Source organism: Prescottella agglutinans, assembly GCF_004011865.1.
Taxonomy (GTDB): Bacteria; Actinomycetota; Actinomycetes; order Mycobacteriales; family Mycobacteriaceae; genus Prescottella; species Prescottella agglutinans.
In genome coordinates this window covers 48,779-64,520 of sequence record NZ_RKLP01000015.1, presented here as the reverse complement: position 1 = coordinate 64,520, position 15,742 = coordinate 48,779, and the positions used below count along the sequence as shown (strand labels likewise).

General features: G+C 69.1%; 16 protein-coding genes. 7 read left to right on the top strand and 9 right to left on the bottom strand.

Going from position 1 to position 15,742, the window contains the following annotated elements; all coding sequences use genetic code 11:
* Positions 1-102 precede the first annotated feature (102 nt).
* A complete protein-coding gene (locus EGT67_RS23895) occupies positions 103-945 on the bottom strand; it encodes an SDR family NAD(P)-dependent oxidoreductase (RefSeq protein ID WP_127918598.1) in 843 nt (280 codons plus the stop codon).
* A gap of 1 nt (position 946) precedes the next feature.
* On the bottom strand, positions 947-2,587 hold the full coding sequence (casI, locus tag EGT67_RS23890) for a steroid-22-oyl-CoA synthetase (RefSeq protein ID WP_241566225.1): 1,641 nt from the start codon (positions 2,585-2,587) through the stop codon (positions 947-949).
* Positions 2,588-2,953: 366 nt separating this feature from the next.
* On the opposite strand from casI, the gene casG reads away from it, so the two are divergent.
* From casG to EGT67_RS23860, 6 genes are read left to right on the top strand one after another with little or no spacing between them, the layout of a single operon-like run.
* The gene (casG, locus tag EGT67_RS23885; protein WP_127918596.1) at positions 2,954-4,618 is read left to right on the top strand and encodes a steroid-24-oyl-CoA synthetase; all 1,665 of its coding nucleotides are present in this window, start codon (positions 2,954-2,956) and stop codon (positions 4,616-4,618) included.
* Entirely contained in the window at positions 4,618-5,100 is a 483-nt protein-coding gene (locus tag EGT67_RS23880) for a nuclear transport factor 2 family protein (protein ID WP_127918595.1), read from the top strand. The genes casG and EGT67_RS23880 overlap by 1 nt, the downstream gene beginning before the upstream one ends.
* Positions 5,101-5,139: 39 nt before the next feature.
* Positions 5,140-5,508, top strand: a complete 369-nt coding sequence (locus tag EGT67_RS23875; protein WP_127918594.1) for an EthD domain-containing protein — start codon at positions 5,140-5,142, stop codon at positions 5,506-5,508.
* Between the two features lie 18 nt (positions 5,509-5,526).
* Positions 5,527-6,450: a TIGR03619 family F420-dependent LLM class oxidoreductase gene (locus tag EGT67_RS23870; protein WP_127918593.1), complete on the top strand. Its 924-nt coding sequence runs from the start codon at positions 5,527-5,529 to the stop codon at positions 6,448-6,450.
* Positions 6,447-6,971 (top strand): nuclear transport factor 2 family protein, encoded by a 525-nt coding sequence (locus EGT67_RS23865; protein ID WP_127918592.1) that lies wholly within the window; start codon positions 6,447-6,449, stop codon positions 6,969-6,971. Before EGT67_RS23870 ends, EGT67_RS23865 begins: the two co-directional genes overlap by 4 nt.
* A 31-nt stretch (positions 6,972-7,002) precedes the next feature.
* The gene (locus EGT67_RS23860; protein ID WP_127918591.1) at positions 7,003-7,731 is read left to right on the top strand and encodes a helix-turn-helix domain-containing protein; all 729 of its coding nucleotides are present in this window, start codon (positions 7,003-7,005) and stop codon (positions 7,729-7,731) included.
* Here the strand turns inward: EGT67_RS23860 and EGT67_RS23855 are convergent.
* Complete coding sequence (locus EGT67_RS23855) at positions 7,668-8,057, bottom strand: VOC family protein (RefSeq protein WP_127918590.1); 390 nt, start codon at positions 8,055-8,057, stop codon at positions 7,668-7,670. The genes EGT67_RS23860 and EGT67_RS23855 overlap by 64 nt on opposite strands.
* A 185-nt stretch (positions 8,058-8,242) precedes the next feature.
* Between EGT67_RS23855 and EGT67_RS23850 the strand changes: the two genes are divergently transcribed.
* The gene (locus EGT67_RS23850) at positions 8,243-8,656 is read left to right on the top strand and encodes a hypothetical protein (protein ID WP_127918589.1); all 414 of its coding nucleotides are present in this window, start codon (positions 8,243-8,245) and stop codon (positions 8,654-8,656) included.
* 19 nt (positions 8,657-8,675) lie between these two features.
* Here EGT67_RS23850 and EGT67_RS23845 read toward each other — a convergent pair whose 3' ends face one another.
* The 6 genes from EGT67_RS23845 to EGT67_RS23820 form a co-directional block, all read right to left on the bottom strand.
* Positions 8,676-9,464, bottom strand: a complete 789-nt coding sequence (locus EGT67_RS23845) for an SDR family NAD(P)-dependent oxidoreductase (protein ID WP_127918588.1) — start codon at positions 9,462-9,464, stop codon at positions 8,676-8,678.
* Between the two features lie 85 nt (positions 9,465-9,549).
* Positions 9,550-10,200, bottom strand: coding sequence for a PaaI family thioesterase (locus EGT67_RS23840; RefSeq protein ID WP_127918587.1), 651 nt, complete (start codon positions 10,198-10,200; stop codon positions 9,550-9,552).
* Complete coding sequence (locus EGT67_RS23835; protein WP_127918586.1) at positions 10,197-11,069, bottom strand: MaoC/PaaZ C-terminal domain-containing protein; 873 nt, start codon at positions 11,067-11,069, stop codon at positions 10,197-10,199. The genes EGT67_RS23840 and EGT67_RS23835 overlap by 4 nt, the downstream gene beginning before the upstream one ends.
* Positions 11,069-12,277: a lipid-transfer protein gene (locus EGT67_RS23830; protein ID WP_127918585.1), complete on the bottom strand. Its 1,209-nt coding sequence runs from the start codon at positions 12,275-12,277 to the stop codon at positions 11,069-11,071. The genes EGT67_RS23835 and EGT67_RS23830 overlap by 1 nt, the downstream gene beginning before the upstream one ends.
* 11 nt (positions 12,278-12,288) lie before the next feature.
* On the bottom strand, positions 12,289-14,475 hold the full coding sequence (locus tag EGT67_RS23825) for an acyl-CoA dehydrogenase family protein (RefSeq protein ID WP_127918584.1): 2,187 nt from the start codon (positions 14,473-14,475) through the stop codon (positions 12,289-12,291).
* A 101-nt stretch (positions 14,476-14,576) separates the two neighbouring features.
* Entirely contained in the window at positions 14,577-15,740 is a 1,164-nt protein-coding gene (locus EGT67_RS23820; protein ID WP_127918583.1) for a steroid 3-ketoacyl-CoA thiolase, read from the bottom strand.
* Positions 15,741-15,742: the final 2 nt, after the last annotated feature.

Here is a 15,742-nt window from a genome sequence, read left to right as displayed (position 1 = left end):
CGGGTCGCCGGGGCGCGCATCTCGCCCAGCGGGAATCACTAGTGCACAAATCCGATCAGACCAGTCCACGTCGCCGGGGGCAACCCCCTCCGTCCGGCCGCGTCAGGACGCGGACGGACCGGGCAGGTCGGCGACCAGCTTCGGCGCCCAGACCACCCGGCCGAGGAAACGCTCGGCCTCCGGGGCGGTCGCGAGCCACACCGCGGCGGCGGCCGGCACCGTCGCGGGAACCGAGTCGAACCCGGCGTCCTCGATCTTGTCGGTGCCACCGCGCGCCCTGCCGGACTCCGTCACGACGAACCCGGGGCTGAGATTGAACGCGCGGACGCCGCGGCCCCGGTACTCGGCGTTGACCGCCCCGGCGAGCCGGCCGAAGGCCGCCTTCGACGCCGCGTACGCGACACCCCAGCCGCCCTCGCCGGGCGCGGCCGGCGGATCGGTCGTCGCCGACCCGGACACCAGGTTGACCACGACACCGTCGCCGTTCTCGACCATCGACGGCAGCACCCGCTGGATCAGCGCCAGCTGGTGCAGGTAGTTGCCGCGCACCATGACCTCGGCGTCGTCGAGACGCAGGTCGAGGATGCGTTCCATGTGACCGGCCGTCTGCGCGTACGCGTTGTTGACGAGGACGTCGATTCGACCGCACTCGCGCAGGACCTCGTCGGCCGCACCGACCACCGAGTCCTGGTCGAGCAGATCCATGCGGATCGGCAGCGCCCGGACACCACACGCCTCGATCTCCGCAGCCGTCGTCTCCAGGCTGCCGGGCACGGCGATGAGCGTCTCACCCTCCGCGCGGGTGCGCGGCGTGACGGCGCCCTCCCCTTCGCGGACCGTGCGTGCGGTGATCGCGACGTCGAACCCCTTGCGCGCGAACGCGAGCGCGATCTCACGCCCGATGCCGCGGCTCGCGCCCGTGACGAGGGCGACCTTGCGGGTCATCTCAGGCGCCCAGGAAGCGCTGGCGACCGGACGCGACGAACTCGGCCTCGAGCGCCGCCTTGTCGTCGGCCGTCATCGGCTTGTAGACCGGCTCGCCGCGACCCTCCCAGCGGTACACCGGCTCGTCGGTGCGCCACAGTTCGGCCTGCAGTTCCCGCTTGAGGACCTTGTTGGATCCGGTGATCGGCAGGTTGGTGGACACCCGCACGAAACGCGGCGTCGCCTTGCTGCCGAGATCGTCCTGGCCCGCGAGGTACTCGGCGAACTTGACGGCGTCGAACGACTCGAGCGAGTCGACCTCGATCGCGGCCATCACCTGGTCGCCCGACCGCGGGTCCGGGATGGCGTACACGCCCGTGGCGATGACCTCGGGGTGGCGGCGCAGCACACGCTCGATCATCAGCGCCGAGGTGTTCTCGCCGTCGACCCGGATCCAGTCGCCCTTGCGGCCGGCGAAGTAGATGAAGCCCGCCTCGTCGACGTAGCCGAGGTCGCCCGTCCAGTACCAGCCGTGCTTGATGCGGTCGGAGTCGGCGGCGTCGTTCTTGTAGTAGCCCTCGAACGCGCGGACACCCTCCTTGTTGATCATCTCGCCGATGGCCTCGTCCGGGTTCAGCACCCGGCCGTGCTCGTCGAGGATCGCGCGAGCGCACTCCTCCCGGGTCTCCGGGTTCACGACGGCGATCCCGTCGTGGGCGGGACGACCGAGGGCGCCCGCCGGCGCCTCGGGGTCGAGCTTGACCGAACCGGCGCCCTCCGACGAGCCGTAGCCCTCGAACAGTTCGGCGCCGAACCGGCGGACGAACTCGGCCTTGTCCTCGGGCGAGGCCTCGGTGCCGAAGCCGCGCTCGAGCTCGTTGTCCTTGTCGTCCGGCTGCTCGGGCGTCGCCATGAGGTAGGACAGCGCCTTGCCGACGTAGGTGAAGAACGTGGCGCCGAAGAATTTCACGTCGGGCAGGAAGCCGGACGCGGAGAACTTGCGGGCCTCCGGCAGGCAGACCGTCGCGCCGTTCGCGAGCGCCGGCGCCCACAGCGCCATGAGGGCGTTGCCGTGGAACAGCGGCATGGGGCAGTAGTCGACGTCGTCGCGCTTGTGGCCGTACTTCTTGGTGTTGGCGTACGCCAGTCGCGACAGGCGACCCTGGCTGCACTTGACGCCCTTGGACATTCCGGTGGTGCCCGACGTGAACAGCAGCAGGTACAGGCTGAACTCGTCGATGCCGTCGGCGATCGCCGGCTCCGCCCGGTGCGCGTCGATCCGGGCGCGGTAGTCGGGGGCGTCGACCAGGACGAACCGGTCCTCGGCCAGACCCAGATCGAGGCCCTTCAGCTTCTCCATGCCGGCGGCGTCGGTGACGATGAGCTGGCAGTCGACGTACTTGATCTCGGCCTCGAGCTCGGTGGCACCACGCGTCGGGTTGATGCCGACGATCGTCGCGCCGGTGAGCGCCGCCCCTCCGAGCCAGAACAGGAATTCGGGCACGTTCTCGAGCAGGACGCCGATGTGGAACGGACCGTCCACCCGGAGGGACTGCGCCAACGAACCGCACGCGGCGCTCTCGCGAACCACCTCGTCCCACGTCCAGTCCTGCTCGCGAGTCCGGAGACCGAGGTGCTCGTCGCCGACGCGATCGAGCAGCATCTCGGCAATCGTGGTGCGTTCCAACTCATTCTCTCCTGTCGAGGCGCCGGTGGGCGCGATCCAAATGGCCACCCGAAGTGCCGGCATGGTGACCGGTACCGAGGTCGATTCTCCGAAACCGACCACGCTGTTGTACAGCGCATTCGGTCCCGGTCCTCGGGCAGCGTTCTTTCGCGAAAAGTAGCCCTGGGCTGTCGGGCAGATCACCGTTAGTCTCGCTGAGTGGTAACTCCCACCGCAGAACCTTCCGGACGTGAGAAATTGCCGTGAGAAGCCCGTCACATTCCACACCCCGGGTCCGGGACCTGGGCGTTCGATCGCAAATGGTGACGAGAACGACACTGTGACGCCGAAGAAAGGTCACTCATGACTGCCCCCGCAGATCCGCAACTGCACCTGGATCAGGTCATGTCCCGCCTCACGGGCCCCGGCGGGCCGTTCGAGATCGTCGAGGAAACGGTCCTCGGTACCCGGATGCCGGTCATGAAGAATCGGAACAAGGCCGTGGGCGAGCTGCTGGCCGAGTCCGTCAAGTGGGGCGATCGCGACTACCTGGTCACCCAGGACCGCCGGGTGTCCTACACCCAGCACGCCGCCGACGCCTACGCGCTGGCAGCCGCCCTGCAGGAGCGGTACGGCGTGGCGAAGGGCGACCGTGTCGCGATCCTCGCCGCCAACACCCCCGAATGGGTCACCTCGTTCTGGGCGACGCAGGCGCTCGGCGCCATCACCGTCGGGCTCAACGGCTGGTGGGTCCCCCGCGAGATCGAGTACGGCCTGCAGCACAGCACGCCCAAGGTGCTGATCGCCGACGCCAAGCGCGCGGCCGCCCTCGCCGACGTCGACACCACCGGCATCACGGTGCTGACCATGGAGGAGGACCTGCCCCGACTGTTCGCCGAGTTCGCCGGCGCGGACCGCCCCGTCGTCGAGGTGGACGAGGACGATCCGTCCGTCATCCTCTTCACGTCCGGAACCAGCGGTCGCCCCAAGGGTGCGCTGCACTCGCACCGCAACCTGCTCGCCGTCGTCGACTACCACCGCTACAACGGCGCGATCATGGCGGCATTCACGGGCAAGCAGTTCGATCCGAACGTGCCGACGCACATGCGCGACCTGCTCACCTCCCCGCTGTTCCACATCGCGAGCCTGCACAACCTGGCGGTGCCGCGCCTCGCGATGGGCGGCGCACTGGTCATGAACCAGGGCTCGTTCGACGTCGACCGGATCCTCTCCCTCATCGAGCGCGAACGGGTCACCAACTGGGGTGCGGTCCCGACGATGGCCTCGCGCCTGCTCGAGCACGGCAACCTCGACAAGTACGACCTGTCGTCGTTGACGGCGTTCTCGCTCGCGTCGGCGCCGTCGTCGATCGCGTTCAAGGACCGTCTGCGCGAACAGGTTCCGTTCGCCCGCAATGCGCTCGTCGACAGCTACGGGCTCACCGAGTGCAGCACCGCGATCGCCGTGGCCAGCTCCGCGGAACTCGAGGAGTACCCGGGCACGCTGGGCCGGCCGATCCTCACGGTGAGCATGGAGATCCGCGACCCGTTCGGCGAGTGGCTGCCGGACGGCATGGAGGGCGAGGTGTGCGTGCGCAGCCCGTTCGTCATGCTCGGCTACTGGAACGACCCCGACGCGACCGCGAACTCGATCACCCCGGACCGCTGGCTGCGCACCGGTGACTACGGCGTCGTCGAGAACGGGCGCCTGCGCCTCACCGGACGTCGCTCCGACCTGATCCTGCGGGGCGGCGAGAACGTGTACCCGACCGAGATCGAGCAGACCCTCGACGAGCACCCGGCGGTGCAGGAGTGCGCGGTCATCGGCACCCCGCACCCCGACCTGGGCCAGGAGGTCTCGGCCGTGGTCGTGGTGGTCCCCGGCGAGACCGTCACCGAGGAGGAACTGCGGGAGTTCGCGTCCGAGCGCCTGTCGTACTTCAAGGTGCCGACGAAGTGGCGCCTCACGACGGACCTGTTGCCGCGCAACGCGACCGGCAAGATGATCCGCCGCGAGATCCAGGTCTGATGACCGCCTGGACGGTCGAGCGCCTGGGCGCCGTCGAGGCGATCCGCGACCTCGCCCACCTGTACACGCACCTGATCGACGAGGCGCGGCTGGAGGAGGTCGCGGATCTGTTCGCGCACGCGGTGTACGGGCAGTGCGACGGGAACGGGACGCCGCTCGGGCCGGTGCGAGACTCCGACCCGTGCGGCGTCCTGGACGCGTGCCGCAGCTTCATCCGGATGCACGGCACACCCCCGCGACCCCGTACCAAGCACGTGGTCACCAACCTGCGTGTCGAGGTGGCGGACGACTGCCGCGGTGCGACGTCGCTGTCGTACTTCACGGTGCTGCAGGCCACCGAAAACCTTCCCCTGCAGCCGATTCTGGCCGGCCGCTACTTCGACGCCTTCGCCGTGGTCGACGGCGAGTGGGTGTTCACGCAGCGACTGACCTGCATCGACCTGGTCGGGAACCTCGGCGAGCACGCGCAGCGCACTCTGTGAGAATCTTCCCTCCCAAATGATCTTGATGAGGAAGGATCCATGTTCAAAGCTGTAGCGCTGCTCGCCCGTAAGTCCGAACTGACCCGAGGACAGTTCATCGAGCACTACGAGACCATCCATGTCCCGCTGATCCTGCGGTCGTTCCCGCAGATCAAGGAGTACCGCCGCAACTTCGTCGACCTCACCGACAGCGTGCGGGCGCCCGGGGTGGCCGATCCGATCTTCGACGTCATCACCGAGATGTGGTTCGAGGACCGGGCCGGCTACGAGGCCATGCTCGCCGCGCACGCCGATCCCGCGATCGGCGGCCCCGTGGCGGCGGACGCGAACCTCTTCCTGGACATGTCCAAGACCCTGCAGTTCGTGGTCGACGAGTTCACAACGACGAGCGAGCTGCCGAACGCGTAGCCGCGGAACAGGAGCACCATGCAGGTCGGTCTGAACATTCTCGGAGCCGAGAACCTCTTCGCCGGACGGATCCGCCCGGTGCTCGACGTAGCCGCGGCCGCGGACCGCGCGGGAATCGACATGATCTCCACCGGGGATCATCTCGGCTTCAACGCGGCCGCGCACGCGGACCGGGTGCGCACCAACGGCTTCCCGTTCCCGATCGAACACGACTGGTACGAGCCGCTGTCGCTGCTGTCGTCGGTCGCGGCCGTCACCGAGCGCGCGCTGCTCAATGTGTCGGTCCTGATCGCCACGGTGCGACCGCCGGTCCTGCTGGCCAAGCAGATCGCCACCCTCGACCGGCTGTCCGAGGGCCGCGCCGCGATCGGGATGGGCGGCGGCTGGCAGGAGGCCGAGTACACGGCCACCAACATGCCGTTCGACGCGCGCTTCGGCCGCATGGAGGACACCGTCCGCGCGTGCCGCGAACTGTGGACCAACGCGCCGGCCACCTTCCGGGGCCGCGAGTTCTCGTTCGAGGACTTCCATGCCCGACCGCTGCCGGTACAGGACCGGGTGCCGGTGATCTTCGGGTTCGGTCCGAGTCAGCGCAACTTCGACCGCATCGCCCGTGTCGCCGACGGCTGGACCGTCAATCCCGCTGACATGCAGACCTTCTCGGACAGCGTCGCGCTCCTGCGCGGCACCTTCGAGGCGCACGGTCGCGACCCCCGCTCCCCCGTCGTGCAGGTGTCGGTGTCTCCCGAGCGCCGCGACAACGGCACCGTCGACCTGGATGCCACCGCCGAGAAGGCCCTGTCCTGGCATGCCGCCGGCGCGACGGTCGCAGTCTTCCGACCTGCCACTTTCTGCACAGTGGGAGAAGAGGTTCCGGAGCTGATCGACTGGGCGGTAGGACTGAAGTCCAGGATCGAGGACACTGCGGAGGCGACGCGATGACGACGTTGGACAGGGACACGGCGATTGCCGAACTGCTCGACAAGCAGGCCATCTACGAGGTGGTCATGCGCTACTGCCGCGGCATCGACCGCCTCGACTTCGATCTGGTGCGCGACGCCTACCACCCCGACGCGATCGACCATCACACCGGATTCGACGGCAGCGTGGACGATTTCGTCACGTGGGTGGAGCCCAAGCTGCGGGCGATCGGCGGCACCATGCACCACATCGGCAATCACCTGGTCGAACTCCACGGCGACTTCGCCGTCAGCGAGGCGTACTCCACCGCAGCACACTGGGGCGGCGGCGAGGGCATCGGCATGGTCAACTTCACGAGCGGCTGCCGATACGTGGACCTCATGGAGCGCCGCGACGGCAAGTGGGCCATCGCCGAACGCTGGGCGGTCCGGGAGTGGACCCGCTCCGACGCCGGTCGGCTCACGATGCCGGAGGGCGACGGACCGCGCGGTCGTCGCGACGGCTCCGATCCGCTCGACGCCCTGCGCCTGCGGCTGGGCTGAGACTGTCGGCCCCGCGTGCTGTACTGGGGCCGTGTACAGCGAGCACCCGTCGCGCGTGGTTCCGGGAGCGGTGGTGTGGCACAGCGTCCGCTCCACCGACGGCTCGGTGCTGCCCGACGGCTGCATGGACCTGGTGTGGCGGTCCGGCGACGTCGTCGTCGCCGGACCCGACACGCAGCCGTTCGCGGTGGCCGGCTCATCGGTGCCCGGCGTCGGACTGCGGCTCCCGCCCGGGGTGCTTCCCCACCTGCTCGGTGTCCCCGCCGCACACCTGCGTGATCGGCGGGTTCCGCTGGCCGACGTGATCGGTCGGCGGGCCGCTGCGGGGTTCGTCGGCTTGGACCCGCACGATGCGGCGGATGTGTTCGAGGCGTTCACCCGGGCGCGACTCGCGGAGGTCGGATCCCCCGGACCGGTCGTGACCGAGACCGCCCGCCTGCTCGCCGCCGGCCGGTCCGTCGCCGAGGTGGCGGACACCGTCGGGCTGTCCGCCCGCGCACTGCACCGACTGGGGACGCGGAGCTTCGGCTACGGGCCCAAGACCCTGTCCGGCATCCTCCGGTTGCAGCGGGCCCGGGACCTCGCTCGGCTCGGAACTCCGTCGGCCGTCGTGGCCGCCGAGTGCGGCTACGTGGACCAGGCCCACCTCATCCGCGAGTCCCGTCGCATCACCGGCCGCCCCTTCGGGAATCTGCGTCAGCCCGGCAACGGCGCGAACAGGTCCACTCCGTTGCCGTCGGGGTCCTTCACGGTCGCGTAGCGCTGACCCCACGGGGCGTCGAACGGTTCGACCTCCCCGTGCCCGGCCTCCGCGAGCCGCGCCCACACCTCGTCCACCTCCGCGGGGCCGTCGCACGCGAACGCGAGCGAGACGCGGGAATCGCCGGTGGGCGGGGTGTACGGGCCGCCGAACGACTCGACCACCTCGACGGTGTCCCACATCAGGCGGACCCCGCCGGCGACCGCCTCGACGTGTGGCTGCGACTCGGCGTCGGCGGGGATGTCGAGACCGAGAAGGCGGTAGAACCGCAGGGATGCAGCGAGATCCGTAGTGACGAGCCCGATCGCATTCAACTGAGGAGTCATGGCACCAGGCTAGGGGCAGCCTCGGTCGCGCGATTGGATCTTTCGGACAGGCGGCGATCGAGGAAGCTGAGGTCTCCGAAGGATTCCCGCGGAACAAACAATCGGAGCGAATCCGCCCGTTCTCACCACCGGCGGCCCTCTTGTCGTGTTCTATACGTCAAAACATCGACAGAAGGAGCTCAATCATGGTGGTGAACGACCCGACGGCACGGCGGTCGACGACGAAACGATCGCGCGTGCGAGCGGCTCTCGGGACGGTCGTGCTGGCCGCGGGCGCCGCGGCGGCGCTGACGGCCTTTGCGCCGAGCACGGCGGGCGCGCTCGTCATTCCCGAGCCGAGCCCGTTCGGCTCGCTCGGCTCGTTCGATCCGTCCGGCGGGATGCAGACGCTGCTCGGGCCTTTCGGCGGCGTCAATACCGGAAACCTGGGCAGCGCGACCATTATCATCGGCGGCCAGCCCGCCACCGGCAGCCTGGGTCTCGGCAGCCTGGGTCTCGGCAGCCTGGGCCTGGGCAGCTCCAGCGGCAGCCTCGGCAGCACGTCCACGGGCAGCTTCGGCAGCTCGTACGGCAGCGTCGTCGACACCCCCTTCAACTGACGGGTCGGGCGCCCCAGCGTCAGTCCACCTGGGGCGCCCACTGCACGCCGTTGATGTGACCGCCGCCGTCGACGAAGAGCGTGTTGCCGGTGACGTACCGGGAGTCGTCGCTCGCGAGGAACACCGCGACCGGACCGATGTCGTCGAGCGGATCACCGATCCGTCCCATCGGGTTCGCCTCCGCCATGGACGCCGCCATCTGCGGATTCGCCTCCTTGACCCGGCGGTACGCCTCGCTCTGCGCGCCGGGACAGATCACGTTGCAGCACACCTGCTTCGGCGCCCACTCGCGGGCAGCCGTGCGGGTGAGCGTCCGCAGCGCCTCCTTGGCGGCGTTGTAGTGCACCGAGTACATGTGCGCGTTCACACCGTTGAGACTGGCCAGGTTGATGACGCGGCCGGTGCCACGCTTCGCCAGTTCCGGCAGGGCCCGCTGCATACCCCAGAACGCGGCCATGACGGCCATGTCGAAGCCGCCCCGCAGCTGCTCGTCCGTCATGTTCTCGAAGCGAGCGAATCCCGAACTGCGCCACGCGTTGTTCACGAGGATGTCGAGCCGACCGAACTGCGCCACCGCCCCGTCGACCATGGCGTGCACCTGGTCCTTGTCGGTGATGTCGGTCTGCAGGAACTCGGCCTTGACGCCCCACTCGTCCCGCAGCCACTGGGCGGTCGATTCACCCGCGGCCGTGTCGATCTCGGCCACCAGCACGTTCGCGCCCTCACGTGCGAACGCACCCGCGATCCCGCGTCCGATGCCCATGCCGGCGCCGGTGACGATCGCGACCCTCTCGTCGAGCTTTCCCACAACGATCCCCTCTCCCAGAAGAGCTGAAGGGTCCCTTCACGCGCGCACAGCGCACGAAGGGACCCTTCAGCCGAATCGACTTCAGTTACCGCGGACGCGGTACCGCCGCGTCGATGAACAGTCCCTCCACCGACACGCACACCTCGCCGGCGGCGTTCTTGATGTCGCCGACGGTGTGAATCTTTCGCCCGTCCACCGAGATCTGCTTGCCGGTGACGGTCAGCTGCTCGAACAGCGGCGTCGGCTTGTGGTACCGCACGTTGAGCTGTGCGGTCATGCCGGCCTTGCCGCCCCACGCGTTCGCGACACCGAGCACGTGATCGAGGATCAGCGACGACACTCCGCCGTGCACGCACCCGGGCGGACCCTGGTACGGCAGCGTCAGCGTGACCACGCCCTGAACCGAACCGTCCTCGAGTCCTTCGAGCACGAGCGGCGGCGCGATTGCGTTCTCCGGACCGGTGATCGGGTCATGCCTGGTGACGCCCTCGCCGCTCCACATGTCGATCATCCGCTCGGCCACCTCGGGAGCGTGCTCCTCGAGGTGGTCGGCGATGCTGTTCAACTCCTCCGCGACACGGTCGAGATTCGCGTTGCCGCGATCGGTCCGCAGCATCGCGTCGATCACGCGGCGGGCCGCGGCGGTCGCACGGTCGACCGGTGCATCCTGCGGCGCCGACGTCAGGACGGTGCGATGCGGATGGGTCTCGACCGTCGGGTGGTCACCGACCTTCACGAGCGAACCTCCATCGTCGCGTGGGTCAGCACCGGCTGCCCGTCACGCTCGGGGCAGGTCGCGAGCAGGGTGAGTCGATCTCCGTCCTGCCAGACGGACGTCTCGATGGTCTCGCCCGGGTAGATCGAGCCCGCGAAGCGCACCGAGTAGCTCTGCACGCGAGCAGGATCGCCGCCGAGCAGACCGTCGACGACGGCCTTGCAGACCACGCCGTACGACGCGAGCCCGTGCAGGATCGGGCGGTCGAAACCGGCCATCTGCGCGAACGCCGGATCGGCGTGCAGCGGATTCATGTCGGCGCTGAGGCGGTACACGAGCGCCTGCTGCGTGCTGGTCGGCGAGACGAGGACCTTGTCGGCGTCGCGTTCGGGAACGGTGTTGGTCACCTCCGGCCCGGCGTCGCCGCCGAACCCGCCCTCGCCGCGCGCCCAGATCTGCATGCCCGTGGTCCACAACGGGTTTCCGTCGAGGTCCGTCGCGGACTGCTCCAGCACGATGACCGCGGCCTTGCCCTTGTCCCACACGTCGGCGACACGCGACGAGATCCGGGCCGAGCCCGACGTCGGGATCGGTGCGTGCAGCGTCAGCGCCTGCCCGCCGTGCAGGATCTTGCGCAGGTCGATGTCGATGCCGGGCATGTTCATCCCGGCCGGCTTCAGCGTGCCGGCCGAGACGCCCTGGCCCGCGACCATCGCGAACGTCGGCAGGACCCGCACGCCCTTCTCGTACACCCAGCCGAGCTCGGCGGGATCGAGCGAGTTCACGCCCGCACCGAGACCCAGGTGGTACAGCAGGACGTCACGCTCGGTCCAGTTGGCCTCGCGCACAGTCGGTTCGGCCGACAGCACGGCCTTCACATCGATGGGCATTACGACTCCTTGGAGATGGTCCCGGCCTGGTACAGCGTGACGATGCACGCACCACCGAGACCGAGGTTGTGCTGCAGACCCACACGGGCACCGTCGACCTGACGGGCGTCGGCCTGACCGCGCAGCTGCCATGTCAGCTCGGCGCACTGCGCCAGGCCGGTCGCGCCGAGCGGATGGCCCTTCGAGATCAGTCCGCCCGAGGGGTTCACCACGACCTTGCCTCCGTATGTGGTGGCGCCGGACTCGGCGAGCTTGCCGCCCTCGCCCGGCTGGCACAGTCCCAGGCCCTCGTACGTGATGATCTCGTTGATCGCGAAGCAGTCGTGCAACTCGATGACGTCGACGTCGTCGATCGTGAGCCCCGACGCGGCGAACACCTGCGCGGCCGCGGCCTTCGTCATCGGAGCACCGACGACATCGATCATCGACTTGTCCGCGAAAGCTTCCGCGGTGTCGGTGGTCAGGGCCTGCGCGACGATCTCGACGGCCTGATCCTCGAGGCCGTGCTCGCGCACGAACCGCTCGCTGACGACGACTGCGGCGCCCGCACCGTCCGACGTGGGCGAGCACTGCGAGCGGGTGAGCGGCGCGTGGATCATCTTGTCGTCCAGCACCTGCTGCAGCGTGTACTCGTCGCGGAACTGCGCGTACGGGTTGTTCACCGAGTGCTTGTGGTTCTTGACCGCGACGGATGCGATCTGCTCGGCAGTGGTGCCGTAACGCTCCATGTGCTCGAGGGCGGCGTTGCCGAACAGCTGTGCCGTCATGGGGCCATGGCCCCACTCGTGCTTGGCCGTCATGATCTTCAGGTGGTTGTCGAGCGTGGTGACCTTCGGCAGCGTGCCGTCGCCGACGAGCGACTTCTTGGTCATCTTCTCGAAGCCCACCGCGAGGGCGACGTCGACGATGCCGCCCTGCACCCACTCACGGGCCATCATGAGCGCATTGGAACCGGTGGCGCAGTTGTTGTGGACGTTGACGATCGGGATGCCGGTCAGCCCCGTCTCGTACAGCGCCCGCTGGCCGCCGCACGACGGCTGGAAGACGTAGCCGACCGCGGCGCGCTGCACCTGGTCGTAGGAGATCCCTGCGTCGGCGAGCGCCGTGCCGACCGCCTCGGAGACCATGTCCGGGTACTCCCAGTCACGAGACTCGATCTTCTCGAACTTGGTCATACCCACGCCGATGACGAACGTGCGATTACTCATGCTTGTGGAACTCACTTTCCGGGATCAGGGTCGCGCGGCAGACCGAGGATCCGCTCGCCGATGATGTTGAGCTGCACATTGGTGGTACCACCTGCGATCGACATGCACTGCGAGTTCAGGAACATTTGCGTCGCGGAGCGTCGGTGCTGGTCGCCCAGCAGCGCAGCCGGGCCGGCCCAGTCCATCGCGACCTCCCAGACCTGCTGGATGTGTTCGACGCCCAGGAGTTTCGCGATCGACGACTCCGCGCCGGGCTGCGCGCCGGTGAGCGAACGCAGCGTGGTGCGCAGTCCCATCAGGCCGCCGGACTGTGCGTCGCACAGCACCTTACCCAGAACGGTCAACTGTTCGGCATCGAGCCCGCCGGGAACGGTGTCGGCGAGGTCGAGCAGCGCCTCACCGCCCGAACCGAGGGACGAGTCGTGCGACAGCGAGACCCGCTCGTTCGCGAGGGTGGTGCGGGCCAGCTTCCAGCCGTCGCCGGGCTCGCCGACCAGGCACTCGTCGGAGACGAACACGTCGTCGAGGAACACCTCGTTGAACAGTGCCTCGCCGGTGATCTCCCGCAGCGGACGGATGTCGAGGCCGCTGTTCTTGATGTCGATCAGGAAGTACGACAGGCCCTTGTGCTTGGGGGCGTCGGCGTCGGTGCGGGCCAGGCAGATGCCCCAGTCGGCCTCGCGGGCCATCGACGTCCACACCTTCTGCCCGTTGAGTTTCCAGCCGCCGTCGACCTTGGTGGCCTTGGTGGAAAGGGCCGCCAGGTCCGATCCGGCGCCGGGCTCGGAGAACAGCTGGCACCACACAATGTCCCCGCGCAGCGACTGCGGCACGAATCGCTCGACCTGCTCGGCGTTGCCGTGCGCGATCAGCGTCGGGATCACCCAGTTGCCGATGATCATGTCGTGCGGCGTGAGTTCGGTGGCCCGCAGTTCCTCGGCGATCACCAACTGGGTGACGGCGTCGGCGCTCTTGCCCCACGGAGCGGGCAGATGCGGTGACGTGTAACCCTTCTCGGCCAGGTACGCCTTCTGCTCGGCGCCCTCGAGCGCCTTCGCGGGCTCGAGCTCGGCCCGAATGTCGGCGCGGATCTGCTCCGCCTCCGGCGGCAACTCGACGCTGAGGATGCGGCGGGCGCCGTCGAGGGTGAGCTGCGCGACCCGACGCTTCCACGACGCCGTCGATCCGAGGAGGATGCGCAGCGACTGCGCGCGACGCAGGTACAGGTGGGCGTCGTGCTCCCACGTGAAGCCGATGCCGCCGAGGACCTGGATGCAGTCCTTGGTCACCTGGAACGCCGACTCGAGTGCAACCGCGCCGGCCACCGCCGCCGCCAGCGACGCCTCGCCGCCGTCGACATCCTCGCCCAGTGCGCGGGCTGCGTCCCACGCGGTGACCCGGGCCTGCTCGGTGAGGCTGAACATGCGGGCAGCCTTGTGCTTGACGCCCTGGAACTGGCCGATGACCCGGCCGAACTGCTGACGCACCCGCGCGTAGTCCGCGGCGGTCGTCGTCGCCCAGTCGGCGAGACCCGCCGCCTCGGCCGCGAACAGCGTGGCGGCGATGTCGAGGATCCGCTGCGAATCCAGCGCCAGCACATCGTCGTCCGCGATCTCGAGGCCGTCCACGCTGATCTCGGCGTTGCGGCGCACCACGTCGTGGCTCGGGAGTTCGGTGACGTCGAGACGATCTCGTCCCACCACCACGAACGCGAGGGCGCCGGCGTCGTCCGCGGCGAGCAGGAACACGTCGCCCACCTGACCACCGAGGATGAAGCTCGACGTGCCCGACAGCGTGACCTTGCTGCCGTCACGGACCAGCTTCAGCCCGCCCGGCTGCAGCGCGACCGCACCGAACACCGAACCGTCGGCCAGCCCCGCCAACTCGGCGGTGCGGCCCGCCTCGTTCAGCACGGCCGAGACGACCGCGGTCGGCAGGAACGGTCCCGGCACCATCGCCCGCCCGAGTTCCTCGGTGACGATCGCGAGTTCGACCAGACCGTAGCCGGCGCCGCCGAACTCCTCCGGCAGATGCAGGCCCAACATGCCCAGCTCGGCCAGCGATCCCCAGTACACGGGACGGGCCTCGGCCTTCGCCTCGACCGCCTCACGGATCACGGCCGGGGTCGCGTGGCGGGCGGCCCAGCCACGCACGGAATCGCGGAGTTCGCGGTCTTCGTCACTCAGTCCAATGGTCATCGAAAATCCTCGGAAGTAGATGAAATACGACAGGCGCTTCCCGCCCGTGCGCCTTTCTGGTGCTGCCTGCTACCAAAAAGGCGCACGGGCGGCGGAGCCGCCTAGATGCGCTCGATGATCGTGGCGGTGGACAGCGCGCCACCCGCGCACATGGTGATCAGCGCGGTGGAGCGGTCCGAGCGCTCGAGCTCGTGCAGCGCCGTGGTGATCAGGCGCGAGCCGGTGGAGCCGACCGGGTGACCCAGCGCGATCGCGCCGCCGTTGACGTTGACCTTGCTCAGGTCCGCCTCGAGCACCTGCGCCCACGACAGCGCGACGGCCGCGAAGGCCTCGTTGATCTCGACGATGTCGATGTCGTCCAGCGACATGCCGGCCTTGCCCAGCACGTGGCGGGTGGCGTCGATCGGGCCGTCGAGGTGGTAGTACGGGTCGGCGCCGACCATGCCGGACGACACGATGCGGGCGCGCGGGCGCAGTCCGAGAGCCTTCGCCTTGTCCTCGCTCATCAGCAGCACGGCGGCCGCGCCGTCGCTGATCTGCGACGACGAACCGGCGGTGTGGATACCGCCGTCCATGACCGGCTTCAGAGCGGCCAGCCCCTCGGCGGTGGTCTCGCGCAGGCCGCCGTCGCGGCTCACGGTCGCAACCTCACCGGTCGGCTCGCCCTCCTTCGTCACGACCGGGGCCTCGACGGGCACGATCTCCCGGTCGAAGCGGCCCTCGGCCCACGCCTGCGCGGCGCGGCGCTGCGACTCGAGACCGAACGCGTCGGTGTCACCGCGCTTGATGCCGCGGTTGGCCGCGATGCGCTCCGCGGAGGTGAACTGGTCACCCATGTCGACCGTCCAGTCCTCGGGGAACGGGATGCCGGTACCGGGCGCGAGTGCCTGACCGAGGAACACCCGGCTCATCGACTCGACACCGCAGCCGATGCCGGCGTCGATCTGACCCGACGCGATGAGGCCCGCCACCATGTGCACGGCCTGCTGCGACGATCCGCACGCGCAGTCGATCGTCGTCGCCGCGGTCGTGTAGGGCAGGCCCGCATGCAGCCATGCGTTGCGCGCGACGTTGTTGGACTGCTCGCCCGCCTGGGTCACGACACCGCCGACGATCTGACCGATCTCCTCGGGAGCGACACCGGCGCGGTCCAGCACGGCGCGCTGGGCGAAACCGAGCAGGGTGGCCGGGTGCAGGCCGGACAGGGCGCCACGACGGCGACCGATCGGGGTGCGGGCGGCCTCGACGATGACGACGTTGGTCATGG